Here is a 24,171-nt window from a genome sequence, read left to right as displayed (position 1 = left end):
CGGTCCGATCGCGCACGGCCCCGGTGGCCTCGTCACCGGGGCCGTGCGCGTCCTCACAGGTCGACGCGCTGCCACCACGCCACCACGGCCGCCGCGAACGCCTCCGGGGCCTCCAAGGGCGTCAGGTGGCCCACGCCGGGCAGCTCCACGCAGTCCACCCGCCGCAGCACCGCCGCCATCCCGCGGGCGGTCGCGGGCGGTGTGAGCCGGTCGTGCTCCCCCACCAGCACCAGGGCCGGCACGTCGACGTCCGCGAGCAGCCCCGTCGAGTCCGGTCGCGCGGCCATGGCCCGCTGCGCCCACGCCACCTCGGCCGGGTCGCGGGCCAGCACCAGCTCCCGCACCCGCTCGACCACGGCGTCGTCCGGGTCGGGGCCGAGGAGCCCGGGGACCACCGCGTCGGGCACCCAGCCGACGCCCTCGGCCTCCACCCGCTCGGCCATCGCCAGCCGGTTCGCCCTGGCCTCGTCGGTGTCCGCGCCGGCCCGCGTGTCGGCCAGCACGAGCCCCGCGACCCGCTCCGGCGCGCGCCGGAGCAGGGCCATCGCCACGTAGCCGCCCATGGAGCAGCCGCCGACCACGGCGCGCTCGACGCCGAGCCGGTCCAGCTCGGCCAGCACGTCCTCCGCGATGACCACCAGATCGGGTGAACGGTCGCCGCCGCGCTGGTCGATCGTGACGGGTTTCAGCTGGTCACGCACCCCGTCCCACATCCGTGAGTCGAGCGGGAAGGCGTGCAGCAGCACCAGGGGGAGGGAATCCACACCCGGGATTGTCGGTGACCCCCGTTACCGTCGCGACCATGACCTCGAACCCGGAGCTGATCCGCACCGACCGCCTGCTGCTCAGGCGCGTCGGGCCGGGTGACGTGCGCTCCGCGATCGCCGTGCTGTCCGATCCGGGGACGAACCGCTTCAACCCGGCCGGCTCGCCGTCCGCGGAGCAGGCGGCGGCGATGCTGGTGGAGTGGCAGGCCCACTGGGCGCGCGACGGCATCGGGTACTGGGCGGTGGAGCTGCCGGAGACCGGGGAGGTCATCGGCTTCGGCGGGCTGCGCCACCACGAGTTGGACGGGGAACCGGCGCTCAACCTGTTCTACCGGTTCCGCCCCCGGCACTGGGGCCGGGGCTACGCACCCGAGATGGCACGCGCGGCCGTCGAGTGGGCGGGCCCCGCCCGGCCGGACCGTCCGGTGGTGATCATCACCGACCCCGACAACACGCCCTCCCAGCGCGTCGCGGAGAAGCTGGGCTTCGCGCACGTGGGCGATAGCAGGACCGTCGAGGGGCCGGTGCTGGTCTGGCGGCGTCAGGAGGCCACGATGGTCACCTGATGCCGCTCGTGAGGGCCGGACCAGGTGCGCGGCAACGGCGTGGGCACCTCGGGCACGGCTGCGGCGACGATCGCGTCGAGCACCTCGTCGGCCTGCCCGACCATGAGGTGCCCGGCCCCGGGGAAGACGATCACGTCCGCGGTCGGGATGCCCGCGCCGAACCGCCGCCTGGCCCGTTCCGGCGGGAGGAAGGTGTCGTGCTCGGGCACCAGGCACACCACCGGCTTGTCCGAGCGCGCCCACACCCGCAGGTGTTCGGCCTCGCTCCACCGCAGTGGCGGGGAGATCAGCACCGCACCCTCGACGCGCGGGTCGCACCCGTGCATGAGGGTGAGGTCGGTGCCGAACGACCAGCCGACCAGCCACACGGAGGGCAGTCCGCGCTCGGCCGTGAACGCCAGTGCGGCGGCGACGTCCAGCCGCTCGCCCACGGCGTGGTCGAACGCGCCCTCGCTGCGCCCGGCCTCGCTGGCCGTCCCACGCGTGTTGAACCTCAGCACCGCGAGGTCGGCCAGGGCGGGCAGCCGCCACGCGGCCTTGCGCAGCAGGTGGGAGTCCATCATCCCGCCGCGCGTCGGCAGCGGGTGCAGGAGCACCAGCGTGGCGCGGGGGTCGCGCGCGGCGGGCAGGGACAGCTCGCCGACCAGTGACAGGCCGTCCTCGGTCCGCAGCGTCACCGCCTCGCGCCGGGCGGGCAGCACGGTGTTGGCCTTGATCGGCACCTCGTCCACGCCTGACCTCTCCTTCGCCGAGCCCGCGCCGATCCGCGCCGCACCCTTCACCGAGTCGAGAGCGCTCTCACCACCGGCGGGGGCTGGGTCCGCGCCGGCCGCGCGAGTTCCAGCAGCCCTGGTGCCAGTGCCGGCGGTCCTCGACCGAGCCGTGGTCGGCGCCGGGCCAGGCGACGACGTGCGGGGTGCCGGGCCGGATCTCGTGGTCGCAGCCGGGGCAGCGGTACGTCTTCGTGGTCGCGGCGCCCGAGACGGAACGGACCAGCCACTCGCCGTCCGGCCCGCTCTCGGCACGCGCCCAACCGTGGCCACCGACGGGTCGCGGCTCGGCGGGGCGCTGCGGGCGGTTGCGGCGGGGCACGAGGGACCAGGGTATCGGGCCCGGGTATCGGGCCCGGGCCGCCGGTCGTCCGCGGTCCACGGGGCAGGCACGCGGGTGGCGGTGCGCGGCGCCCCTCCTCCTCGGGGCCGGAGCGGTGGTGACGCCGCTGCCGGTCGTCCGCGGCCCGCCCCGCTCGCCGCGGTGTCCGCCGTCGGGGTGCCCTCGCTGGTGCCGGCGCCCCCTCGGCGGGGAGAATGGGCGTCGTGCCCACCTACGAGTTCCGCTGCAAGGCGTGCGGGTCGACCTTCGACGTGAAGCGCTCGATGAGCGAGTCCGACGCCCCCGCTCCGTGCCCGCACGGCCACGACGACACCGTGAAGCTGCTGTCCGTGGTCGGCCTGGGCGGCAAGTCCGGCGCCCCGGCCGGCGGTGGTGGCGGTGGCGGGGGCTGCTGCGGGGGCGGCTGTTGCGGCTGAGGCTGCGTTCCCCCGGACAGGCCCGGCCCGACAGGCCCGGACCGGGCCGGGGTCAGCCGTTCGGCTCCTTCTCCAGCAGCGCCTCGGCGACCTTCCTGCCCTGGTCGCAGATCCCGCCGAAGCGGGCGGTGCCGTCGATCACGATGATGCCGATGCCGCCGCCCGCGTAGTCCATCACCAGCACGCACGACGGCTGCACGGTGGTGTCCGTGGTCCGGTCGAAGTAGGTGACCTTGCGGTCGCCCACCTGGAACTCGCCGTTGTTCTGCTCCAGCGTGATCGTCCTGCCCTCGCGGAAGCGCAGGGTGACGCCCACGTCGAGCGAGCCGACCGACGTCTGCCACTTGCAGGACTGGTCGAACGTCGAGTCGTAACCGGTCTCGGTCGGCTCGGCGTTCTTGTCCTCGACCTCGTACGGCAGGTCCTTCCAGCCGATCAGCGCGCAGATGTCACCGACCGACCCCGTGTCCGGGTCGGAGGTGGACGACGGGTCGTCGTCGTCCGTCGGTGTGGGCTCCGTTCCCGAGGTGAACGGCGGGTCGACGTCGAGCACCTGCTCGGACACCGGGGTGCCGTTGACCGTGTACGCACAGGCGCCCGTCAGGCCGAGCACCGCCACCAGGAGCGAGATCACCACACGCCGCATGGTGCCCACGATGCCAAACGCCGCGACCGGACACGCACTCAGGCCGCGTAATCCCGAAAACCCTTCCCCGTCTTCCGCCCCAGCCGACCCGCCGTGACCAGGTGCTCCAGCAGCGGCGCGGGGGCGAAGCCCGCCTCGCGGAACTCCAGGTACAGGGTGCGCTCGATCGCGAGCGACACGTCCAGGCCGACCACGTCGAGCAGCTCGAACGGCCCCATGGGCAGCGAGCAGCCGACCTTCATGGCCTCGTCGATGTCGTCGGCCGACGCGTAGTGGGCCTCCAGCATCTTCACCGCGTCGTTGAGGTACGGGAACAGCAGCGCGTTGACGATGAACCCTGCCCGGTCGCCGCAGTGCACCGGCACCTTGCCCAGGTCGAGGCACACGCGCCGGGCGGTGGCGACGACGTCCGCCGACGTGGAGATGGTCTCCACGACCTCGACGAGCTTCATCACCTGGGCCGGGTTGAAGAAGTGCAGGCCGACGACGTCACCGGGGCGCGACGTGGCGGCGGCGCACTCGATGACGGGCAGCGACGAGGTGGTGGTCGCGAGCACCGCGCCCGGCTTGCACACCTCGTCCAGGGCCGCGAACACGTCCTTCTTGATCGACAGCTCCTCGGCGACGGCCTCGACGACCAGGTCGCAGTCGGCGAGGTCGACGAACTCCACGACGGGCGCGACGCGCGCGAGCGCGGCGTCCCGGTCGGCCTCGGACAGCCTGCCGCGCGACACCGCCTTGTCCAGGGACTTGCGCACCTTGCCGAGGGCCGCCTCCGCCTTGTCCCGCGAACGGGCCCGCAGCACGACGTCGTAGCCGCGCTTGGCGAACACCTCGACGATGCCGGTGGCCATCGTGCCGGTGCCGATCACGCCGACCCGCCGCACCTCGCGCGCCGGGGTGGCGTCGGCGGCGGCGACGGGGGTGTGCACGTCCGGCACGACGACCGGCGAGTCCGGGCCGTCGTAGGTGTAGAAACCGCGTCCGCTCTTGCGGCCCAGCAGACCGGCCGCGATCATCTGCTTGAGCAGCGGCGCCGGGGCGTGCAGCCGGTTGCGGGACTGGTGGTACATCGTGTCGAGGATCTCGTAGGCGGTGTCCAGCCCGATCAGGTCGAGCAGCGCCAGCGGGCCCATCGGGTAGCCGCAGCCGTACCGCATGGCGGCGTCGAGGTCCTCCCTCGTCGCGTAGCGGGACTCGTACATGCGCACGGCGTGGTTGAGGTAGCCGAACAGCAGCGCGTTGGCGATGAACCCGGCGCGGTCGCCGATCACGACGGGCGCCTTGCCCAGCGACTCGGCGAACGCGACGACGTCGGCCACCACGTCCGGCTCGGTGACGACGGTGCGCACGACCTCGACCAGCTTGAGCACCGTGGTGGGGTTGAAGAAGTGCAGGCCGACGACCTTGCCCGGCCGTCCGGTGTGGACACCGATCTCGGTGATCGACAGCGACGACGTGTTGGACGCGAAGATCGTGTCGGGGCCGCAGATCCGGTCGAGCGCGGCGAACACCTCGGCCTTGAGCTCCACGCGCTCCGGCACGGCCTCGATGACGAGGTCGGCGCCCGCGAGGGCGTCCAGCGAGGTGGCGTACGAGATGCGGCCGAGCAGTTCGGCGCGCTCGTCCTCGGTGAGCTTGCCGCGCGCCACCGCGCGCCCGGTCGAGTGGTCCAGGTGCCCGCGGCCCCGGGCCAGGCCCTCCTCGTCCACGTCGACCGCCACGACAGCGACACCGGTCCTGGCGAGCACCTCGGCGATGCCGGCGCCCATGGTGCCGAGACCGACGATCCCGACCGTGCTGAACTGGCGCGTCACTGCGACCTCCCACTCAACCGGAGTGGCTACCAGACGGTAACTTGTGGCTACTGTGCCACGGTCGCCACGCGGCGCCCGCGTGAGCTTCACCATCGGTATCGAGCAAGTGACCGGTTCAGCGCGGCCGGCGGCCGCTACTCGTCGAACCCCCGCGCGACCAGGTCCTCGATGGCGCGCACGGCCCGCGCCGCGTCGGGCCCGGACGCCTCCACCCGCACCTCGGCGCCGCCCGGCACCCCCAACCCCATCAACGCCAGCACGCTCTTCGCGTCGGCCTCGGCGGTCCCGAACCGCACCACCACCAGGGCGTCGAACGAGTCCACCGCGCGCACCACGAGCGCGGCGGGCCGGGCGTGCAGGCCGGCGCCGTCCGCCAGCACCAGCGAGGCCCGCACGACCTCCTCGCCGGCCGGGGCGGGGACGTCCTCGGGCGCGAGCGCCGCCGACGCGGCCGCCGCCACCTCCTCCAGCGAGGCGCCGCCCTGCGCCCGCACCGCCGCCGCGACCGCACCCTCGACCAGGGGCGCGTCCGCCACGAGCACCGTGGCACCGGCCTCCTCGGCGGCCATCTCGGCGACCATCCGCGCGCTGCCCAGGTCGAACAGCACGACGACCCCGGCACCGGAGTCCGCGTTCGCGATGGCCTCCACGACCGCGACGAAGTCCGTGCCGAGCCCGCCGGCCCCGTCGCCGCCGACCGGCGCGATCGTCACCGAGGGCGCCATCTGCCCGGCCAGCTCCGCCACGCCCGCCGCCAGCTGCCGGCTGTGCGACACGACCACCAGCCCGATCACGACAGCACCTGCCCGGCGAGCGAGCGCAGGACCAGCGCCGTGGACCGGGCGCCCGGGTCGAGGTGTCCCGCGCTGCGCTCCCCCAGGTAGGAGGCCCGTCCCTTGCGCGCGACCAGCGGCACCGTGGCGGTCGCGCCCGCCTCCGCCGCCTCGGCCGCCGCCGTCAGGACCGCGCCGACGTCGCCGCCGCCCGCCGAGGCGGCTTCGGCGGCCACCACCGCCGGGGTCAGGGCATCGACCATCGTCTTGTCGCCCACGGCGGCCTTGCCGCGCGCCACCACGCCCTCCAGGGCGGCCTGGAGGGCGCCCGCCACGGACGCCGCGTCCAGGGTCGCCGCGTCGCCGACCGACGTGGCCGCGCGCAGGAACGCCGTGCCGTACAGCGGTCCGGCCGCGCCGCCCACGGTGGAGATCAGGGTGGTCGCGGCGAGCCGCAGCACACCACCCGGCAGGGCGGGCACGTCACCGTCCAACTTGGACACCAGTGCGGTGAAGCCGCGGGCCAGGTTCTCGCCGTGGTCGCCGTCGCCGATCTCGCGGTCGAGCCGGATCAGCTCCTCGCGGTGCTCCTTGACCACGGCCGCCACCGCCCGCAACGCCCGCGCGACGTCCTCCGCCGTGCACGCCATCACACACCCCACCGCAGCGCCGGGGTGTGCACGGGCGCGTCCCACAGCTCCACCAGCTCGTCGTCGAGCTTGAGCAGGGTCAGCGACATGCCCTGCATCTCCAGGCTGGTGACGTACGGGCCGACGAGCCGTCGTTCCACCGTGATCCCCCGTTCCGCGAGCAGCCGTTCCGCGATGCCGTGCGCCAAGTACAGCTCGATCAGCGGCGTCCCGCCCATCGAGTTGGTGAACAGCAGCACCCGGTCGCCCCCCGCGAACGGCAGGTCCTCCAGGATCGGGTCGAGCAGCGCGGGCACCAGCTCGTCCGCCGGGCCGACCGGCACGCGCTGCCGCCCCGGCTCGCCGTGGATGCCGATGCCCAGCTCCATCTCGTCGTCGGCGAGCGTGAACGACGGCTCGCCCGCGTGCGGCACGGTGCAGGCGGTCAGCGCGAGCCCCATGGAGCGGACGTTCGCCACGACCCGCCGCGCGAGCGCCTCGCAGCCGTCGAGGTCGACCCCGCGCTCGGCCGCCGCGCCGACGACCTTCTCCAGCAGCACGGTCCCGCCGACGCCGCGCCGGCCGGCCGTGAACAGCGAGTCCTTGACCGCCACGTCGTCGTCGACGACCACCGTGCGCACGTCCACGCCGTCGGCGGCGGCCAGCTCGGCGGCGGTTTCGAAGTTCAGCACGTCACCGGTGTAGTTCTTGACCACGAGCAGCGCGCCCGCGCCGCCGTCGGTGCGCGCCACGGCCGCCGCGACCTGGTCGGGCGTGGGCGAGGTGAACACCGCGCCGGGGCACGCCGCGTCGAGCATCCCCCGCCCGACGAACCCGCCGTGCAGCGGCTCGTGCCCCGCCCCGCCGCCGGAGATCACGGCGACCTTGCGCGGCACGGGCGCGTCGGCCCGCACGATCACCGCCGGGTCGTACTCGACGTCGAGGAGGTCGGCGTGCGCGAGGGCCATCCCGCGCAGCGCGTCCGCCACGACGGTCGCCGGGTCGTTGATGATCTTCTTCACGGGGAGGCCCTCCCGATCGACGCTGATCACCCATTCCTACTCCACCCGGGGCACCCCCGAAAGCGGAGCGGTCCACCGCGGCCGCGCCGACCCGGCCGGCGGCCGCACGGGGACTAGCGGCCGTACAGGACCCGGACCATCCGGAGCACGTGCCGCATGGTCCGGGACCCGCGGTCGTAGGTCATGGGGTTCAGCAGCGCCGGGAACCGCTTGCGCGCCACGGAGTGCGCGAAGGTGAACTCGCGCAGGCCGTCCTCACCGTGGATGCGGCCGAACCCGGAGTCGCCGACCCCGCCGAACGGCAGCGCGCCCACCGACGCGTAGGCGAGCACCGAGTTCACCGACACCATGCCGCAGCGCAGCCGGTCCGCCAGCTCCTCGCCCCGGTTGCGGGAGAACACCGACGCGCCGAGCCCGTACTTGTGGGCGTTGGCGCGGCGCACGGCCTCGTCGGCGTCGGCGACCCTGGTCACCACGAGCGTGGGGCCGAACGTCTCCTCCGTCGCGGCCTTCGCGTCGTCGGGCACGTCCACCAGCACGACGGGCTCCACGTACGGCGGCCGGATCGACTCCAGCCCGCCGACGACGGCCCGCGCGCCGCGGTCGAGCGCGTCGGCCACGTGCGACTGGATGACCTCGACCTGCCCGGGCATGGTGATGGGCCCGAAGTCCGCGTCCGGCTCGCCGCCGGGGCGCAGCGTGGCCGCCTTCCGGGTGACCAGGGCGACGAACTCGTCGTAGACGGCGTCCGCGACCAGCGCCACCTCGACGCCCGCGCACGTCTGGCCCGCGTTGAAGATCCCGCCCCACACCGCGGCCTCCGCGGCGGCCTTCACGTCCGCGTCCTCGGCCACGATGAGCGGGTCCTTGCCGCCGCACTCCAGCAGCACGGGCGTGAGGGAGGCCGCGCACGCGGCCATGACCTTCTTGCCGGTCGCCGTGGAGCCGGTGAACGCGATCTTGTCCACGCCGGACGCGCACAGCGCGGCGCCGGTCTCGCCGAACCCGGTCACCGTCCGGAGCACCGGGTACTCGGGGACGACCTGGGCGAACGTCTCGGCCAGGAACACGCCGACGCCGGGGGTGAACTCCGAGGGCTTGAACACCACGGCGTTGCCGGCGGCCAGCGCGTAGCCGATCGAGCCCACGGGCGTGAGCGCCGGGTAGTTCCACGGCCCGATGACGCCGACCACGCCGAGCGGCCGGTACTCCAGGGTGGCCGCGAAGTTGTACATGAGCATGCCGGAGGGCACCTTGCGCTTGCCCAGCGCCTTCGCCGCGTGCTTGGCGGCCCAGTGCAGGTGCTCGACGACCAGCGCCAGCTCGGTGCGCGCGTCGTCGGCGGACTTGCCGGTCTCCGCGCTGATCAGCTGCTGGAACTCGTCGAGCCGCTTGACCAGCAGCTTCCGCCACGCGTCGAGCCGGGCGCGCCGGCCGTCGAAGCCGAGGCCGGCCCAGAACACCGCCGCGTCGCGAGCGGCCCGCACGGCCTCGCGCACGTCGGCCTCGGAGGCGACGGGGTGGTGCGCGACGACCTCGCCGGTGCGCGGGTCGAGGGAGGCGAACCGCTTCTGCTCGTCGTCTGCCCGCGCGCTGGTGGTCGGAGCGAGCTGCGTCATCGGGCCCTCCAGGTGGTGCACGGTGTTACTGAACAGTAACCGGTATCCGGCGGTGGTGTCAGCCCCCGTTCAGCCCTTCGGGATCTTGGCCAGCAGCACCTTGGCGAACGTCACGGCCGTGGCGCAGCGGTCGAACTGCGCCTTCTCCGGTCCGGCCGACTTCACCTCGACCACCTCGCCCTCGTCGTTCCCCGTCTCCCGCTGCACCCACTTGACCTCGCAGGAGGGGAACGCCGTGGCGCCCGCCTTCTGGTAGCCCGTGACGCCGCCGCCCAGGTCGACCTCGGTCTGCCCCTCGTCGAACTCCCGGTCGTCGGGGACGAAGGTGCGCCGGAAGTCCACGGTCAGCTCCGGGCCGTCGCCCACCCACGAGCAGTTGTGCAGCCCGTACGGGTACGTGCGGTAGCCGGCGCCGACGGCCGCCTCCACCGCGCCGGCGTCCGGCAGGGCGCACGGGTCGAGCGTGATCAGCGACCCCTTGGCGGGTGTGATGACGCCCTTGCGGTCCCGGACCTGCGCGACCACGGACTCGGCCACGGTGCGGCCTGGCGCGCACGCGTCGCCGTCCTTGTAGCCGATCTGCACGGTGATGCCGAGGCCCGGCTTGTCCTGCGTGATCACCGAGACGAAGCACGCGCTGTTGTCCAGCGTCTGCTCGGCGCTGCGCAGGCCGGCGAGCTGCTTGTCGGCGTTCTTGATCTCGGATGTCATCGTCTGGCCGAGGTCGACGGTGACCGCGAGGTCCTTGCCGGCCTTGTCGGTCATGAAGTTGGAGCACCGGCTGAAGCCGCTGCGCGACACGTCGCCGGGTGTGCCCAGGCCCTTGAGCACGTCCTCGTCGAGCAGCTCGCACGGGTCGGTGAGCCGCAGCCGGTCTGGCGCGAACGCCGGTTCGACCGGCTGACCGGGCGCGGCGCTGCCCGTGGTGCCCGTGGTCCCGGTCGGGTCGGCGACGTTCTCCGCGTTCGCCGGGATGGTGGTGCGGGGGAACCGCTGCTTCGCCAGGTCCGTCCCGGCGCAGCCGGCCACCAGGAGGGTCGCGCTCAGGATCGCGCTCAGCACAGCGACGGGACGCTTCACGACGTGCACGGTAGCTCCCGGTTGCGCCATTCGTGGCCGGAACCCTGTGTTCGTCCTCACGAGGGCCTTCGGGAACGATTCAGAAGGTCATCGCGCTGAACCAGGTGGAACCAACGAAAGGAGCACCGAGTGCGCAACCGCATCCGACGCGCCGTCCGCTGGCTCGACACCTGGACGGTCGAGGCGTTCAACCCGGTCTACCCCCGGCGCTGAGCACCCTCCACCGGGTCCCCGTCAGCGGGCTCGTCCGGCACGATGACGGGCCGCAGGAGCGCCCAGGCGGCGAACAGCGCCGCCAGGACGAGCATGCCGACACCTGACCACAGGTTGATGTTGAGCCCGTCGGCCCTGGCCAGGTCGGACTCGTCGGTGAAGCCGAGTCCGACCACCACCAGGACCACCCCGTAGATCGCGAACAGCACCGCGATCACCAGCCGGAGGTCGAACAGACCTGCCTTGTGCGCCGCCATGACGACCTCCCTCAGGCGAAGATGATGTTGAGCACGACGGTGATGACCAGGACGCCCGCGCCGAGCACGGCGGGCGAGCGGTACCAGCCCGAGTCGTCGCCGGTCGTGGAGTGCCTGCGGTCCTCCTTGGGCGTCAGGCTGTAGACCAGCCCGCGCAGCCGCTCCTCCGGCACCGGCCGGGTGAATACCGTCACCACGACGCTGACCACGATGTCGACCGCGAACGCCACGCCCGCGCCGACGAAGCTCGCGCCCTGACCGGGCAGGTCGAGCACGCCGGTCTCGGCGAGCACGAACACCAGCACCGCGGCGAGCGTGCCCGCGACCAGACCGATCCAGCCCGCCGCCGCCGACATCCGCTTCCAGAACATCGCCAGGATGAACGTGGCGAACAGCGGCGCGTTGAAGAACGAGAACAGCGCCTGGATGTAGTCCATGATGTTGCCGTAGCCGGCGGCGATGAACGCCGTGCCGATGGCGACCACCGTGCCGCCGATCGTGGCCAGGCGGCCGATGCGCAGGTAGTACTCGTCCGGCTTGTCCTTCTTGACGTACTGCTGCCACAGGTCGTACGTGAAGACCGTGTTGAAGCTCGACACGTTCGCCGCGACACCGGCCATGAACGACGCCAGCAGACCCGTGATCGCGATGCCGAGCATGCCGTTGGGGAGCAGCTCGCCGATCAGCGCGGGCAGCGCGTTGTTGTAGGCGACGTCCCCGCTCTCGTCACCGGCCTTGAGCGCCACCATCTCCGGCACGACCAGCGCGGCGATGATGCCCGGGATGATGATCACGAACGGGATCAGCACCTTGGGGTAGGCGCCGATGATCGGCGTGCGCCGGGCCGCGGACATCGACTTCGCCGACAGCGCGCGCTGCACCTCGGCGAAGTTCGTCGTCCAGTAGCCGAACGAGAGCACGAAGCCGAGGCCGAACACGATGCCGATGACGCTGAGCACCGGGTTCTGGATGCCGGTCAGCTCGGTCGCCGGCCACGACGACAGCTGCTCCGCGCCGCCGGGACCGGCCGTCACCTTGTCGACCAGGCCGTCCCAGCCACCGACCTTGTGCAGGCCCACGATGGTGAGCGGCAGCAGGGCGGCGACGATGACGAAGAACTGGAGCACCTCGTTGTAGATCGCCGCGGACAGGCCGCCGAGGGTGGTGTAGGCGAGCACGACCGCCGCGGCGATGACCACCGACAGCGGGATCGGCCAGCCGAGCATGAGGTTGAGCAGGAACGCCAGCGCGTAGAGGTTGACGCCCGCGATGAGCACCTGGGCCGCGGCGAAGCTGAGCGCGTTGACCAGGTGGGCGCCCTTGCCGAAGCGGCGGCGCAGGAACTCGGGGACGCTGCGGACCTTCGAACCGTAGTAGAAGGGCATCATCACGATGCCCAGGAACACCATGGCCGGGATCGCGCCGATCCAGTAGTAGTGCATCGTGGCCATGCCGTACTGCGCGCCGTTGGCCGCCATGCCGAGCAGCTCGATCGCGCCGAGGTTGGCCGAGATGAACGCCAGGCCCGTCACCCAGGCGGGCAGCGACCGGCCGGAGAGCAGGAAGTCGAGGCTCGACGACACCGACCTGCGGGCCAGGAAGCCGATGCCGAGCACGAACACGAAGTAGACCGCCAACAGCGCGTAGTCCAGCGGTCCGGCGTCAAGCCGCAGGTCCGCCTGTGCGAGCACGGGCACCCTCGCCCACCTCCCCGATCAAACAATCTAAAACACCAACGAACACTACTCACCAGCGACCACGCTGACCGTAGTGCACTCCGGCGCGGTTCGCCGGTTTGAACTACCCGCTCCTAAACCTCGTACTCCCGGAGGTGGAGCCAGGAGGTGCCGATTGCCGACCGTGACCGCGTACGGGGTCGATTCCGGTGCTCGCGAGCTGACGCCGCGGGAGCTGTCCGAGTACACCCGCACGGGTGGCCACGACCTGAGGTTCCTCGTCCGCCGCATCGGTTCCCCGGTCGCCCGGGGCGCGTGGGGCCACCGCCCGGGAGCGCCGGTCGGGCACCGCGCCGAGGGGCGCCTGGTGCTGCTCCGCCACCAGTTCGGGGACGACGACTTCGCCGGCGGCCACGACGCGGGCCGCGCGCACGCGACGGCCGCCCTCGCCGACGGCCGCGAGCAGGGCTACCCCGAACACCTGCCGTTCCTGTTCGTGTGCGGTTCCGGGCTGTCGCGTTCGTTCACCCTGTCCACCGCCCTCGACCACCTCCAGGGCGCGGCGGAGGTCGTCGGGTTCACCCGCACGTGGCTGTCCGGCACGGCGGACGTGGTCCACCCCGTCCAGGACCGCGGCGGCGCGGCGGGCTTCGCGCTCACCGGCGACGCGTCGGCCGTGCGCGAGGGCATCGCGTTCCACCGCCGGGACGACGGCGGGACCTTCCCCGGCCGCGCCGGGGCGGGCCTGCTGGAGGCGTACGTGGACCTGACCGACTTCGAGGGCGGGTGCCCGGACGTGCCACCGGAGGTGGCCCGCCTGGCCGACCACCTGGCGAGCCGGTTCGCGCTGAGCCGGGCCGACGTCCTGGACGAGCTCTACCGGGTGAGGACGAACGGCGTCTCGGCGTAGAACGGCCCCGACGTGGCCCCGATCGTGACCTGGGTGCCGGGCCCGGCGTCCGCGAACGCGGCCGGCACCACCACCGCCACCTCGGCGAACCGCCCCACCGCGTCCGCGGTGGTCTCGCCCACCTGCGCCCCGCGGAAGGTGAACACGACCCGGCCGTGAGCGGGGTAGCCCTCACCGCTCAACCGGATCTCGCTGTTCACGGCCCCGGCCACGGGCCGCGCGGCCAGGTGCGCCGAGGGGAGGGCCGTCATGCTGGAGCTGGGCGCCGTCATCCCGAGCGGCACCGGTGCGCGACCGGTGTCCGCGCACGCCGCGAGCGCGAGGGGGAGGAGCAGCAGGGCGGGCACACCGGATCTTCGTCTTCGCACGGTTCCTCCCCAGGCCCACGAACGGGGAGGTCAGCGTATATCGCGGAAAACGCTTTGCCACGCGCCCGAACGGTGTACCGCGGACCGGGGTGCGCGGAACGGATCAGAACAGGCGGAACTCGTCGGACTCGATGCCGCGCAGCGCGTCGTAGTCCAGGACCACGCAGCGGATGCCGCGGTCCTCGGCGAGGGTGCGGGCCTGGGGCTTGATCTGCTGCGCCGCGAACACGCCGCGCACCGGGGCGAGCAGCGGGTCGCGGTTGAGGAGCTCCAGGTAGCGGGTGAGCTGTTCCACGCCGTCGATCTCGCCCCGGCGCTTGATCTCCACCGCCACGGACTTCCCCGCGCTGTCGCGGCACATCAGGTCGACCGGGCCGATCGGCGTGGGGAACTCGCGGCGGACGAGGGTCCAGCCCTCGCCGAGGGTGGTGACGTGCTCGGCCAGCAGCTTCTGGAGGTCGGCCTCCACGCCGTCCTTCACCAGGCCGGGCTCCGGGCCGAGTTCGTGCTTCGAGTCGTGCAGGACCTCGGCCAGGGTGATGATCAGCTTCTCCCCCGCCTTGTTCTGCACCACCCAGATGTCCGGGTCCTCGATGAGCCAGCACGGCGGGCTCATCCAGTTCAGCGGCTTGTACGCGCGGTCGTCGGAGTGGATCGACACGGACCCGTCCGCCTTGATCAGCAGCAGCCTCTGGGCCATCGGCAGATGGGCGGTGAGGCGTCCGACGTAGTCGACCTGGCAGCGAGCGATGACGAGGCGCACGGCCGACAGGCTACGGGGTGCGAGCGCCGGACGACCGGCAGGTACCGTCGGCCGACGTGTCACCGCTGCGGCAGCTCCTGCGCACCAAGCCCGTCGACCTGATCAACGACGAGAGCGCTCACACGGCGCTGCGCCGCGGCCTCGGGCTGCCGGCCCTGGTCTCGCTGAGCGTCGGCGCCACGCTCGGCACGGGCATCTTCGTGGTGCTCGGCCAGGCCGCCCCGGTCGCCGGGCCGGCGGTGACGGTGTCGTTCGCCGTGGCGGCGCTCGCCGCGCTGTTCTCGGCCCTGTCCTACGCCGAGCTGGCGGGCGCGGTGCCGGTCTCCGGGTCGGCCTACTCCTACACCTACGCCACGCTGGGCGAGCTGGTCGCATGGGTGTGCGGCTGGTGCCTGCTGCTGGAGTACGGCGTGTCGGTCGCGGCCGTCGCGGTGGGCTGGAGCGGTTACCTCGACGAGTTCCTCGGCGCGACGGTCGGGTCGCGGGTGCCCGAGGCGCTCAGCGGCGGCGTGGTCGACCTGCCGGCCGCCGCGGTGGTGCTGCTGGCCACGGCGGTGCTCCTCGGCGGCGTGCGGGAGAGCGGCGTGGTGACCGTGGTGACGACCGTGCTGAAGGTCGCCGTCCTCGCGTTCTTCGTGGTGGTCGCCGCGTTCGGGTTCAGCACCGGCAACCTGGCGCCGTTCGCGCCCGCCGGGGTCGCGGGCGTCACGGGCGCGGCCTCGCTGGTGTTCTTCTCGTTCATCGGGTTCGACGCGGCCTCGACGGCGGGCGAGGAGGCGCGGAACCCGCAGCGCGACCTGCCGCGCGCCATCGTCGTCTCGCTGGCCGTGGTCACGGTCGCCTACGTGCTGGTGGCGCTGACGGCGGTGGGCGCGGTCGGCGTGGACGCGCTGAGCGGGTCCGACGCCTCGCTGGCCACCGTGCTGCGGCAGGTCACGGGCGACGGCTGGCCGGCCGTGGTGCTGGCGGCCGGCGCGGTGGTCGCGATCGCCTCGGTGGTGCTGACCGTCCTGTACGGACAGACCCGGGTGCTGGTCGCGATGGCGCGCGACGGCCTGGTGCCCCGGGTGTTCGCCCGGATCGGCGCGCGGCGCGTGCCCGCGGCGAACACGCTGATCGTGGGCGGGGCGGTGGCGGTGCTCGCCGCGCTGGTGCCGCTGGGGCAGCTGGCGGAGGCGACGAGCATCGGCACGCTGGTGGCGTTCGGCCTGGTCAACATCGGCGTGGTGGTGCTGCGGCGGACCCGGCCGGACCTGCCGCGCGGGTTCCGCACGCCGTGGGTGCCGGTGGTGCCGCTGCTGGGGCTGGGCATGTGCGCGCTGCTGGTGGCCGGGTTGGCGCCCGCGACGTGGGCGGCGTTCGGCGTGTGGTCGGCGGTGGGGTTGGTGGTGTACTTCGCCTACGGCCGCAGCCGTTCGCGGTTGGGACAACAGGTGCAGGGAGAGTGATCGTGGAGACCCTCGGCTCGCGCGAGGTGTACGCGAACCAGTGGATGGTGGTCCGGGAGGACGCGATCGGGCGTCCCGACGGGACGACCGGGATCTACGGGGTGGTGGACAAGCCGGACTTCGCGCTGGTGATACCCATGGACGGCGAGCGGCTCCGGCTGGTCGAGCAGTACCGGTACCCGCTGGGCATGCGGCGCTGGGAGTTCCCGCAGGGCACCGCGCCGGAGCGCGCCGACCTCGCCCCGCTGGAGCTGGCCGCCCGCGAGCTGCGCGAGGAGACGGGCCTGCGCGCGGGCAGGCTCGTGCAGCTGGGGCTGCTGGACGTGGCGCCGGGCATGTCGAGCCAGCGCGGGCGGGTGTTCCTGGCCACCGAGCTGGTCGAGGGCTTCCACGAGCGGGAGCACGAGGAGCAGGACATGCGCTCGGCGTGGTTCCCGCGCGCGGAGTTCGAGGCGATGGTCGCGCGGGGCGAGGTCACCGACGCGCAGTCGATCGCCGCCTACACCCTGCTCCTGCTGCACGAGCACGCCCAACCGTGAGCCGGGACGTCGTCACCGCGGGGTCGACCCCCGCCGAACCGCAGGCGAACGCCGACGTGCCGGCCGACGCGGTGGCGGACGGCGCGTCCGTCGGCTTCATCGCCGCCGGCGCGGCGGGCGAACGGGGTCGGCAGCCGAGCGGCTCCACCGGCGCGCGGACTGGATCGAGGTCGGCGCAGTCCCGGACTGCGGGCTGACCCCGGTGGGGGTGTTGTGGTCCACGACGTCGTCCCACGGGCCACTCACCGCCTGGGTCCCGTTCGCTTGTCGGCAGCTCGCAACCGCTTGCGGCCGGCGGCGGCGAGCACGACGCCGCCGCCGGCCGCAAGCGGCCAGTACCCGAAGTGCTGCACCAGCAGCGCCGCGCAGAGCACCAGAGCACCGGCACACGCGGTGACCAGCGCCAGCAGGACGGCGATCCGGCCAAGGGCGGCCCACCCGTCCTGCCGAGCGGCGTCGAGCAGCGTGAAGGCCATGCGCCACGCCGGCGGGTCATCGGCCCTCTTCACCACAGCCCCCGCTTCGCCCGGATGGTCACCACGCGGTGCGCGCGGTGCACCGGCGGGTTCACCTCGCCACTGGGGAACACGAACTCGACCCGCCCTTCCAGGAACGACGAGACGTCGTCGGAATCGGCGAAGACCGCGACGAAGCGCTCGTACCCCGGTAACTCCCGCAACCGCGCGACACGCTGCGTCGTCACGTACCCGTGCCGCTCCATCACCCAGCAGCGCTTGTGCGGCAGCAACCGGACCCGAACCCTGGGCACCGAGGACAGGACCATGAATCCCAGACCGCCGCCGGCCGTCACGAGCCACGTCGCACCAGCCGCCACGAGGCCTCGCAGCACCGGCCGGAACAGGCCGACACGCCCCAGGTGGGCACCCCAACTGGTCAACCACTGCCGGGGAAAGGTTCCCACCAGGTTCGCCTGGAACCGCCGCCGCTCCCCACCCACGAGGTCGTGTGCGTAACCGACGTGGGTGGCGAACCACTCGGGCCCCTCCCCGTCGGGCAGCAACGAGGCGATCAGGGCGAGGAACCAGTGCTGCGCCAAGGTCCGGCTGGTCACTCCGATGTGGATGTAGGCACTCCACCGGGACACCAGTCGGCACCGAGCCGCCCAACCGATCGCGAGCACGCCGGTCGACACGACGGCAGCCAGGAACGCGATCACGCCGGACCGCCCGACTCGGGCACGAGGCCCAGCATCCTGGTCAGCGCGGGGTTGCGCTGTTCCGCCGCCTGCAACGCCCGCACCGCCAGGACGACCCCGTCACCGGTCAGCCGGTAGTACCGGCGCGCCGGTCGCGCCTCGTCCGACGGATCGACGCGCTCCCACCTGCTGCTGACCCACTTGTCCCGCTCCAACCGCTGCATGATCGGGTAGACCGTGCCCGGTCCGAGCCCGGTCCGGCGTATCACGTCGAGCCCGTAGTGCTCGGTTTCGGGTTGTCCGAGCAGGACGTGCAGGACCAGTTGGGTCTGCAACGTCATCCTCATGTCGATGACGACAGCACTCGTTCTCGATATAGGGTGATGCGGTTTCCCACGGTGGGCCCTTCACCCCGGCCGGGTCAGTCGGTCCACACCGCCGGGCGCTTCTCCAGGAACGACGACATGCCCTCCTTCGCCGCCGCGGTCTGGGACGCCGCCGCCATCACCTCCACGGCGATCGCGTACGCGTCGGCCTCGGGGCGGTCGAGCTGGGCGTAGATCGTCTGCTTGCCGAGCGCCTTGCTCGCCCTGCTGCCGCGGGTGGCGCGGCGCACCAGGTCGTCCACGGCCTCGTCCAGCCCGTCGGCCGGCACGACGCGGTTGACCAGGCCCCACTGCTCGGCGGTCCGCGCGTCGATCGGGTCGCCGGTGAGCGCCAGCTCCATCAGGCGCTTGCGGCCGATCGCGCGGGCCACCGGCACGGCCGGCGTGTGGCAGAACCAGCCGCCCTTGCCGCCGGGCAGCGCGAAGGCCGCGTCCTCGGACGCCACCGCCAGGTCGCACGAGGCCACCAGCTGGCAGCCGGCCGCGGTGGCCAGGCCGTGCACGCGGGCGACCACCACCTGCGGCACCGACTCGATCGTGCGCATCAGGTCCGTGCAGAGGATCAGCAGCTCCCGCACGCCCTCCAGGTCGCGCGAGGACACGTCGGCGAAGTCGTGCCCGGCGGAGAACACCGGTCCCTCCCCCGCGAGCACGACGCCCAGCGCGTCGGACGCGGCGACGTCGCGGAACGCGGTCAACAGCTCCGCCAGGTGTTCGGCGGACAGGGAGTTGCGCCGCGCGGCGCGGTCCATGGTGATGCGCACGACGTCATCCGTGCGCTCGACGCGGATGTGCTGGTACTCGGCCATGTCGCGACCGTATCCGGGTCGGCGACCGCCCGCCGGACCGCGGTCCGGCTCACGACGCGGCGGGCACCCGGAACGTGCGGCGGTAGGCGTCCGGGGTGACGCCCAGTTCGGCGCGCAGGCGGCGACGCAGGTTGGCCGGGGTGCCGAGACCGGAGCGCTCGGCCACGCGCTCCACGGTCAGGTCGGTGGTCTCCAGCAGGCGCCGGGCCAGGCGGACGCGCTGCACCCGGAGCCAGCGGCCCGGGGTGCTGCCGGTGGCGGCCAGGAAGGCGCGGTGGAAGGTGCGTTCGCTCATGCCCGCGCGCGCGGCCAGGTCGGCCACGCCGGTGGTGCCGGTCAGGTTGTCCACCGCCCAGTCGACGACGTCCGCGAGGCCGGCGCGCGAGGGGCGGTTGGGCAGCGGCGGCTCCGCGTACTGGCGCTGGCCGCCCTCCCGGCTCGGCGGCATGACCATGCGGCGTGCCAGGGTGGCGGCGACGTCCGCGCCGTGCGCCCGGCGCACGAGGTGCAGGCACAGGTCGAGGCCGCCGGCGACGCCCGCCGAGGTGAACACGACGTCCTCGGCGTAGAGCACGTCGCGCAGCACGCGGGCGCGGGGGGCGGCGCGTTCCAGGTCGTCCAGCAGCCGCCAGTGGGTGGTCGCCGCGCGGCCGTCCAGCATGCCCGCGGCGGCGAGCGTGAACGCGCCGGAGCACAGCGCGGCGACCGTGCCGCCGGACGACCGGAGCGCGCGGACGGCGGACCGCGGGACCGGGGCGAACGGCTCGACGCGACCGGGCACCACGACCAGGTCGCAGCCGGCCAGGCCGGACAGGCCGTGCGTCGCGGGGACGACGCCGAGGGGCGCGACGGGGGTGGCGGCCCGGCCGGGCGCGCACAGCCGCACCTCGAACGGCCCCACCCCGGAGTCGGTGCGGTCCACCCCCCACACCTCGCCGACCACCGAGACCTCGAACGACCTGGTGCCGGGCAGCAGGAGCACCCCCACGGTGAACATGGCAGGAAAGTACTGCACCGCGCCGGTTCCGCCACTCACCGGCGCGAGCCCGGTGACCCCAGACTCGACGCCGTGACCAACGCACTCATCCTCGTCGACGTGCAGCGCGGCTTCGCCGACCCGTCCTGGGGCAGGCGCAACAACCCCGACGCCGAGGCGAACATCGCCCGCCTGCTGGCGTCCTGGCACGGGCCGCTGGTGCTCGTGCGGCACGACTCGACCGAGCCCGGCTCGCCGCTGCGGCCCGGCCAGGACGGCAACCGGTTCACGCCGGAGCTGGACGGCGCCGTGCCCGACCTGGTGTTCGCCAAGTCCGTCAACTCGGCGTTCCACGGCGAGGTCGACCTGGACGCGTGGCTGCGCGGGCGCGGCGTCACCGGCATCGTGCTCGCGGGCGTCCAGACGAACATGTGCGTCGAGACGACGGCCCGGGTGGGCGGGAACCTCGGCTACCGGGTCCGGGTGGTGCTCGACGCCACGTTCACCTTCGACCTGGAGGACCTGAGCGCCGACGAACTGGCCCGCGCGACCGCGACGAACCTGCGCGGCGGCGGGTTCGCGGAGGTCGTGACGACCGATGACGTCGTCTAGCGGGAACGGTGGCCGACGGGATGGTGGTCAGTGGGACGGCGGCTTCAGGCCGTTGGCCTCGCGGACCACGGTGACGATCTCGTCCATGATGTCGGTCAGCTCGTAGTCCTTCGGCGTGAACACGCGCGCCACGCCGCGGTCGCGGAGCGCGGCGGCGTCGTCGGGCGGCACGATGCCGCCGACGATGACCGGCACGTCGCCCGCGCCCGCCGCGCGCAGGCCGTCGACCACGGCGGGCACGACCTCGAGGTGCGAGCCGGACAGGATCGACAGGCCCACCACGTGCACGTCCTCCTGCACCGCGGCGGCCACGATCTGGGCCGGGGTGAGCCGGATGCCCTGGTACACGACCTCGAAGCCGACGTCGCGGGCCCGCACGGCGACCTGCTCGGCGCCGTTGGAGTGCCCGTCGAGGCCGGGCTTGCCGACCAGGACGCGCAGTCGTCGACCGAGTTCCTCGCCGGTCGTCCGGACCCGGTCGCGCACGCGGGCGATCCGCTCGCCCGCCTCACCGGAGGCGGAGGCCGCGGAGACACCGGTGGGCGCGCGGTACTCGCCGAACACCTCGCGCAGCGCGGACGCCCACTCGCCGGTGGTGACGCCGGCCTTGGCGCACGCGATCGTGGCCTCGACGAGGTTCGCGTCGGTCTTCGCGGCGGCGCGGAGGGCGTCCAGGGTGGACGTCACCAGGGCGTCGTCCCGGCCGGCCCGCCAGGCCCGCACCGCCTCGACGGCCCGCTGCTCCACGACGGGGTCGATCTGCTCGATCGCGTTCGCGCCCTCGGCCTGGAGCGGTGACGGTTCGGTGGTGGCGAACTTGTTCACGCCCACCACGACGTCCTCGCCCGACTCGACGCGGCGGCGGCGCTCGGCGAGGGAGGAGACCAGCGCCGACTTCATGTAGCCGGACTCCACGGCCGCGACGGCGCCGCCCATCGCCTGCACGCGGTCGATCTCGGCACGGGCGGCTTCGACGATCCCGTCCACCTTGGCCTCGACGACGTGCGAGCCGTCGAAGACGTCCTCGTACTCCAGGAGGTCCGTCTCGTAGGCGAGGACCTGCTGCATGCGCAGCGCCCACTGCTGGTCCCACGGGCGCGGGAGGCCGAGGGCCTCGTTCCACGCGGGCAGCTGGATCGCGCGGGCGCGGGCGTCGCGGGAGAGCGTGACGGCGAGCATCTCCAGCACGATCCGCTGCACGTTGTTCTCGGGCTGCGCCTCGGTGAGGCCGAGGGAGTTCACCTGCACGCCGTAGCGGAAGCGGCGGTGCTTCGGGTTCTCGATGCCGTACCGGTCGCGGGTGATCTCGTCCCACAGCCGGACGAACGCCCGCATCTTGCACATCTCCTCGATGAAGCGGACGCCCGCGTTCACGAAGAACGAGATGCGCGCGACGACCTCGCCGCGGCGCTCCTCGGGGACCTGGCCGGAGTCGAAGACCGAGTCCAGGACCGCGATGGCGGTGGACAGGGAGTAGGCGATCTCCTGCGCCGGGGTCGCACCGACCTCCTGGAGGTGGTACGAGCAGATGTTGATCGGGTTCCACTTCGGCACGTTCGACACGGTCCACGCGACCACGTCCGTGATCAGGCGGAGGCTCGGGCCGGGCGGGAACACGTACGTGCCGCGGGACAGGTACTCCTTGATGATGTCGTTCTGCGTCGTGCCGGAGAGGGTCGCGCGGTCGGCTCCCTCCTCCTCGGCGACGGAGATGTACAGCGCGAGCAGCCACATGGCCGTCGCGTTGATCGTCATGGAGGTGTTGGCCTCGCCCAGCGGGATTCCGTCGAACAGCTGCCGCATGTCGCCGATGTGGCTGATCGGCACGCCGACCTTGCCCACCTCGCCCCGGGCCAGCTCGTCGTCCGGGTCGTAGCCGGTCTGGGTGGGGAGGTCGAAGGCCACGGAGAGGCCGGTCTGCCCCTTGTCCAGGTTCCGGCGGTAGAGGGCGTTCGAGGCGGCGGCGCTGGAGTGACCCGCGTAGGTCCGCATCACCCACGGTCGGTCCCGCTCACGATCGGCCGGGTACGGCACGGCAGCCTCCTCGAACGGCGTCGTTGTCCGTGTGGTTCTGGCGGTTCCCCGTAGCGTACTGACGAGTAACCCACACGGAGCGTGCCGTTGCTCACTGAATCGTGCCTGGAGGACGACGGGGGGCGTGACCGCGCTCACGCCGTTCCTGCTGCTGGTGGTCGTGCTCGGCCTGCTGCCGGTCTTCCCGGCCGACGTGCCGGGCGCCGAGTGGCCGCCGCGGTGAGGGCGCCCTCCCCACCCGGTCCGCCGAGCGGGGAGGGCGCGGGGTGCCGCTACGCGCCGACGCGCTCCACCGTCGCGCCCAGCTTGCGCAGGTTCTCCACGAAGCCCGGGTAGCCGCGCTCGATGTGGAAGATCTCGTAGACCTCGGTGACGCCCTCCGCGCACAGGCCGGCCAGGACCAGGCCCGCGCCGGCCCGGATGTCCGAGGCCCAGACCGGGGCGCTGGACAGCTTCTCCACGCCGCGCACCACGGCGTGGTGGCCGTCCGTGCGGGCGTCGGCCGACAGGCGCACCATCTCCTCGATGAAGCGGAAGCGCGCTTCGAAGAGGTTCTCGGTGATCATCGACGTGCCCTCGGAGATGCTGGAGAGGGCGATGGCGAACGGCTGGTTGTCGGTCGCGAAGCCCGGGTAGGGCAGCGTGACGAAGTCGACCGACTGCGGCCTGCCGTGCTGGACCACGCGGAAGCCGTCGTCGCCGAACGTGGTCACCTCCGCGCCGGCCATGCGGAGCTTCTCCAGGACCAGGTCGAGGTGGTGCGGGTTCACGCCGCGCACGGTGATGTCGCCGCGCGTCATGACGGCGGCGAACGCCCAGGTGGCGCCCACGATGCGGTCGCCGATGACGCGGTGCTCGGTCGGGCGCAGGGACTCCACCCCGTGCACGGTGAGCGTGGACGTGCCCGCGCCCTCGATCCTGGCGCCCATCTCCTGGAGCATCACGCAGATGTCCACGATCTCCGGCTCGCGGGCGGCGTTGTCGAGGACCGTGGTGCCCTTCGCGAGCACGGCGGCCATCAGGATGTTCTCGGTGGCGCCGACGCTCGGGAAGTCGAGCCAGATCTGGGCGCCGTGCAGGCCCTCCGCCTCGGCGACGACGCAGCCGTGCTCGATCTCGCTGTGCGCGCCGAGCTTGCGCAGGCCGTTCTGGTGCATGTCCAGCGGCCGGGAGCCGATCGCGTCGCCGCCGGGCAGGGCCACGACGGCCCGCTTGCAGCGGCCCACCAGCGGGCCGAGGACGCAGACCGAGGCGCGGAGCTTGCCCATGGCCTCGGAGTCGGCGCGGTGGTTCAGCTCGGCCGGGGTGGTGATGGTGACGACGCCGCCGTCGAGGGTCACCTCGCAGCCGAGGCTGCGGAGGACGTCCGCCATCAGCGGCACGTCGAGGATTTCCGGGCAGTTGGTGATCGTGGTCGTGCCCTCCGCCAGGAGGGCCGCGGCCATCAGCTTGAGCACGCTGTTCTTCGCGCCGACGACCTCGACCTCGCCGACCAGGCGCGCACCGCCCTGAACACGGAAGTGCTCACTCACGTGGGGAACTCCTCGCTCGTTGTGCCGCAATCCTACGGACGCGC

Annotated in this window: 28 protein-coding genes; 7 read left to right on the top strand and 21 right to left on the bottom strand. The window is 73.1% G+C overall.

Features of this window, described 5'->3' with window-relative positions; translation table 11 throughout:
- Positions 1–53: 53 nt before the first annotated feature.
- On the bottom strand, positions 54–764 hold the full coding sequence (locus CKY47_RS19525; protein WP_306747323.1) for an alpha/beta fold hydrolase: 711 nt from the start codon (positions 762–764) through the stop codon (positions 54–56).
- A 38-nt stretch (positions 765–802) separates the two neighbouring features.
- On the opposite strand from CKY47_RS19525, the gene CKY47_RS19520 reads away from it, so the two are divergent.
- Positions 803–1,333: a GNAT family N-acetyltransferase gene (locus CKY47_RS19520; protein ID WP_306747322.1), complete on the top strand. Its 531-nt coding sequence runs from the start codon at positions 803–805 to the stop codon at positions 1,331–1,333.
- On the opposite strand, the gene CKY47_RS19515 is transcribed toward CKY47_RS19520, so the two are convergent.
- Complete coding sequence (locus CKY47_RS19515) at positions 1,309–2,064, bottom strand: alpha/beta hydrolase (protein WP_306747320.1); 756 nt, start codon at positions 2,062–2,064, stop codon at positions 1,309–1,311. The genes CKY47_RS19520 and CKY47_RS19515 overlap by 25 nt on opposite strands.
- 67 nt (positions 2,065–2,131) lie before the next feature.
- Positions 2,132–2,425, bottom strand: a complete 294-nt coding sequence (locus CKY47_RS19510) for an Rv1322 family protein (protein WP_306747318.1) — start codon at positions 2,423–2,425, stop codon at positions 2,132–2,134.
- A 224-nt stretch (positions 2,426–2,649) separates the two neighbouring features.
- Here CKY47_RS19510 and CKY47_RS19505 point away from each other — a divergent pair, with 224 nt between their 5' ends.
- Positions 2,650–2,862 (top strand): FmdB family zinc ribbon protein, encoded by a 213-nt coding sequence (locus CKY47_RS19505; RefSeq protein WP_306747317.1) that lies wholly within the window; start codon positions 2,650–2,652, stop codon positions 2,860–2,862.
- Between the two features lie 52 nt (positions 2,863–2,914).
- On the opposite strand, the gene CKY47_RS19500 is transcribed toward CKY47_RS19505, so the two are convergent.
- The 9 genes from CKY47_RS19500 to CKY47_RS19460 all read right to left on the bottom strand — a co-directional run bounded on the left by CKY47_RS19500 (position 2,915) and on the right by CKY47_RS19460 (position 12,615).
- Positions 2,915–3,508 carry a DUF3558 family protein gene (locus CKY47_RS19500; RefSeq protein WP_306747316.1) on the bottom strand — a complete coding sequence of 198 codons (594 nt, stop codon included), beginning with the start codon at positions 3,506–3,508 and terminating at the stop codon, positions 2,915–2,917.
- Positions 3,509–3,546: 38 nt separating this feature from the next.
- Positions 3,547–5,325 (bottom strand): 3-hydroxyacyl-CoA dehydrogenase family protein, encoded by a 1,779-nt coding sequence (locus CKY47_RS19495; protein WP_306747315.1) that lies wholly within the window; start codon positions 5,323–5,325, stop codon positions 3,547–3,549.
- Between the two features lie 134 nt (positions 5,326–5,459).
- Entirely contained in the window at positions 5,460–6,119 is a 660-nt protein-coding gene (dhaM, locus tag CKY47_RS19490; protein ID WP_306747314.1) for a dihydroxyacetone kinase phosphoryl donor subunit DhaM, read from the bottom strand.
- Positions 6,116–6,748 (bottom strand): dihydroxyacetone kinase subunit DhaL, encoded by a 633-nt coding sequence (gene dhaL, locus CKY47_RS19485; RefSeq protein ID WP_306747313.1) that lies wholly within the window; start codon positions 6,746–6,748, stop codon positions 6,116–6,118. The genes dhaM and dhaL overlap by 4 nt, the downstream gene beginning before the upstream one ends.
- Positions 6,748–7,749: a dihydroxyacetone kinase subunit DhaK gene (dhaK, locus tag CKY47_RS19480; protein ID WP_306747630.1), complete on the bottom strand. Its 1,002-nt coding sequence runs from the start codon at positions 7,747–7,749 to the stop codon at positions 6,748–6,750. Before dhaK ends, dhaL begins: the two co-directional genes overlap by 1 nt.
- A gap of 113 nt (positions 7,750–7,862) precedes the next feature.
- Positions 7,863–9,368, bottom strand: coding sequence for an aldehyde dehydrogenase family protein (locus CKY47_RS19475; protein ID WP_306747312.1), 1,506 nt, complete (start codon positions 9,366–9,368; stop codon positions 7,863–7,865).
- Positions 9,369–9,437: 69 nt separating this feature from the next.
- Positions 9,438–10,448, bottom strand: a complete 1,011-nt coding sequence (locus CKY47_RS19470; protein ID WP_306747311.1) for a DUF3558 domain-containing protein — start codon at positions 10,446–10,448, stop codon at positions 9,438–9,440.
- A 197-nt stretch (positions 10,449–10,645) separates the two neighbouring features.
- Positions 10,646–10,918: a hypothetical protein gene (locus CKY47_RS19465; RefSeq protein ID WP_306747310.1), complete on the bottom strand. Its 273-nt coding sequence runs from the start codon at positions 10,916–10,918 to the stop codon at positions 10,646–10,648.
- An 11-nt stretch (positions 10,919–10,929) separates the two neighbouring features.
- Positions 10,930–12,615: a sodium:solute symporter family protein gene (locus CKY47_RS19460; RefSeq protein WP_306747309.1), complete on the bottom strand. Its 1,686-nt coding sequence runs from the start codon at positions 12,613–12,615 to the stop codon at positions 10,930–10,932.
- Positions 12,616–12,778: 163 nt separating this feature from the next.
- Here CKY47_RS19460 and CKY47_RS19455 point away from each other — a divergent pair, with 163 nt between their 5' ends.
- Positions 12,779–13,504, top strand: coding sequence for a hypothetical protein (locus CKY47_RS19455; protein ID WP_306747308.1), 726 nt, complete (start codon positions 12,779–12,781; stop codon positions 13,502–13,504).
- On the opposite strand, the gene CKY47_RS19450 is transcribed toward CKY47_RS19455, so the two are convergent.
- Positions 13,471–13,872, bottom strand: coding sequence for a hypothetical protein (locus CKY47_RS19450; protein WP_306747307.1), 402 nt, complete (start codon positions 13,870–13,872; stop codon positions 13,471–13,473). The two genes, CKY47_RS19455 and CKY47_RS19450, sit on opposite strands and share 34 nt — an antisense overlap.
- A 103-nt stretch (positions 13,873–13,975) precedes the next feature.
- A complete protein-coding gene (gene nucS, locus CKY47_RS19445) occupies positions 13,976–14,635 on the bottom strand; it encodes an endonuclease NucS (protein WP_306747306.1) in 660 nt (219 codons plus the stop codon).
- 56 nt (positions 14,636–14,691) lie between these two features.
- Here nucS and CKY47_RS19440 point away from each other — a divergent pair, with 56 nt between their 5' ends.
- The 3 genes from CKY47_RS19440 to CKY47_RS19430 are packed head-to-tail and all read left to right on the top strand — an operon-like array spanning position 14,692 to position 16,819.
- Entirely contained in the window at positions 14,692–16,083 is a 1,392-nt protein-coding gene (locus CKY47_RS19440) for an amino acid permease (RefSeq protein WP_306747304.1), read from the top strand.
- Between the two features lie 2 nt (positions 16,084–16,085).
- A complete protein-coding gene (locus tag CKY47_RS19435; RefSeq protein ID WP_306747629.1) occupies positions 16,086–16,622 on the top strand; it encodes an NUDIX domain-containing protein in 537 nt (178 codons plus the stop codon).
- Complete coding sequence (locus CKY47_RS19430; protein ID WP_306747303.1) at positions 16,619–16,819, top strand: hypothetical protein; 201 nt, start codon at positions 16,619–16,621, stop codon at positions 16,817–16,819. The genes CKY47_RS19435 and CKY47_RS19430 overlap by 4 nt, the downstream gene beginning before the upstream one ends.
- Before the next feature lie 45 nt (positions 16,820–16,864).
- On the opposite strand, the gene CKY47_RS19425 is transcribed toward CKY47_RS19430, so the two are convergent.
- From CKY47_RS19425 to CKY47_RS19405, 5 genes are all read right to left on the bottom strand, one after another.
- Positions 16,865–17,131, bottom strand: coding sequence for a hypothetical protein (locus tag CKY47_RS19425; protein WP_306747302.1), 267 nt, complete (start codon positions 17,129–17,131; stop codon positions 16,865–16,867).
- Positions 17,128–17,694, bottom strand: coding sequence for a hypothetical protein (locus tag CKY47_RS19420; protein ID WP_306747301.1), 567 nt, complete (start codon positions 17,692–17,694; stop codon positions 17,128–17,130). Before CKY47_RS19420 ends, CKY47_RS19425 begins: the two co-directional genes overlap by 4 nt.
- A gap of 101 nt (positions 17,695–17,795) precedes the next feature.
- Complete coding sequence (locus CKY47_RS19415) at positions 17,796–18,119, bottom strand: PadR family transcriptional regulator (RefSeq protein ID WP_306747300.1); 324 nt, start codon at positions 18,117–18,119, stop codon at positions 17,796–17,798.
- An 80-nt stretch (positions 18,120–18,199) separates the two neighbouring features.
- Positions 18,200–18,973, bottom strand: a complete 774-nt coding sequence (locus tag CKY47_RS19410) for an enoyl-CoA hydratase-related protein (RefSeq protein ID WP_306747299.1) — start codon at positions 18,971–18,973, stop codon at positions 18,200–18,202.
- Positions 18,974–19,022: 49 nt separating this feature from the next.
- Positions 19,023–19,970 (bottom strand): GlxA family transcriptional regulator, encoded by a 948-nt coding sequence (locus CKY47_RS19405; RefSeq protein ID WP_306747298.1) that lies wholly within the window; start codon positions 19,968–19,970, stop codon positions 19,023–19,025.
- A 72-nt stretch (positions 19,971–20,042) separates the two neighbouring features.
- Between CKY47_RS19405 and CKY47_RS19400 the strand changes: the two genes are divergently transcribed.
- Positions 20,043–20,561 carry a cysteine hydrolase family protein gene (locus tag CKY47_RS19400; protein WP_306747297.1) on the top strand — a complete coding sequence of 173 codons (519 nt, stop codon included), beginning with the start codon at positions 20,043–20,045 and terminating at the stop codon, positions 20,559–20,561.
- A 27-nt stretch (positions 20,562–20,588) separates the two neighbouring features.
- Here CKY47_RS19400 and CKY47_RS19395 read toward each other — a convergent pair whose 3' ends face one another.
- A complete protein-coding gene (locus CKY47_RS19395; protein WP_306747296.1) occupies positions 20,589–22,595 on the bottom strand; it encodes an ethylmalonyl-CoA mutase in 2,007 nt (668 codons plus the stop codon).
- A gap of 272 nt (positions 22,596–22,867) precedes the next feature.
- A complete protein-coding gene (murA, locus tag CKY47_RS19390; protein WP_306747295.1) occupies positions 22,868–24,127 on the bottom strand; it encodes a UDP-N-acetylglucosamine 1-carboxyvinyltransferase in 1,260 nt (419 codons plus the stop codon).
- Positions 24,128–24,171 lie beyond the last annotated feature (44 nt).

Source organism: Saccharothrix longispora, from assembly GCF_030852425.1.
GTDB classification, from domain to species: domain Bacteria; phylum Actinomycetota; class Actinomycetes; order Mycobacteriales; family Pseudonocardiaceae; genus Actinosynnema; species Actinosynnema longispora.
Note: the sequence above shows the minus strand (reverse complement) of the source record. Positions and strands in the feature narration are given on the sequence as shown.

Coding starts and splice junctions, on each gene's coding strand:
- CKY47_RS19520 (WP_306747322.1), top strand. CDS start 803: ATGACCTCGAACCCGGAGCTGATCCGCACCGACCGCCTGCTGCTCAGG.
- CKY47_RS19500 (WP_306747316.1), bottom strand. CDS start 3,508: ATGCGGCGTGTGGTGATCTCGCTCCTGGTGGCGGTGCTCGGCCTGACG.
- dhaL (WP_306747313.1), bottom strand. CDS start 6,748: ATGGCGTGCACGGCGGAGGACGTCGCGCGGGCGTTGCGGGCGGTGGCG.
- CKY47_RS19475 (WP_306747312.1), bottom strand. CDS start 9,368: ATGACGCAGCTCGCTCCGACCACCAGCGCGCGGGCAGACGACGAGCAG.
- CKY47_RS19465 (WP_306747310.1), bottom strand. CDS start 10,918: ATGGCGGCGCACAAGGCAGGTCTGTTCGACCTCCGGCTGGTGATCGCG.
- CKY47_RS19415 (WP_306747300.1), bottom strand. CDS start 18,119: ATGACGTTGCAGACCCAACTGGTCCTGCACGTCCTGCTCGGACAACCC.
- CKY47_RS19410 (WP_306747299.1), bottom strand. CDS start 18,973: ATGGCCGAGTACCAGCACATCCGCGTCGAGCGCACGGATGACGTCGTG.
- CKY47_RS19405 (WP_306747298.1), bottom strand. CDS start 19,970: ATGTTCACCGTGGGGGTGCTCCTGCTGCCCGGCACCAGGTCGTTCGAG.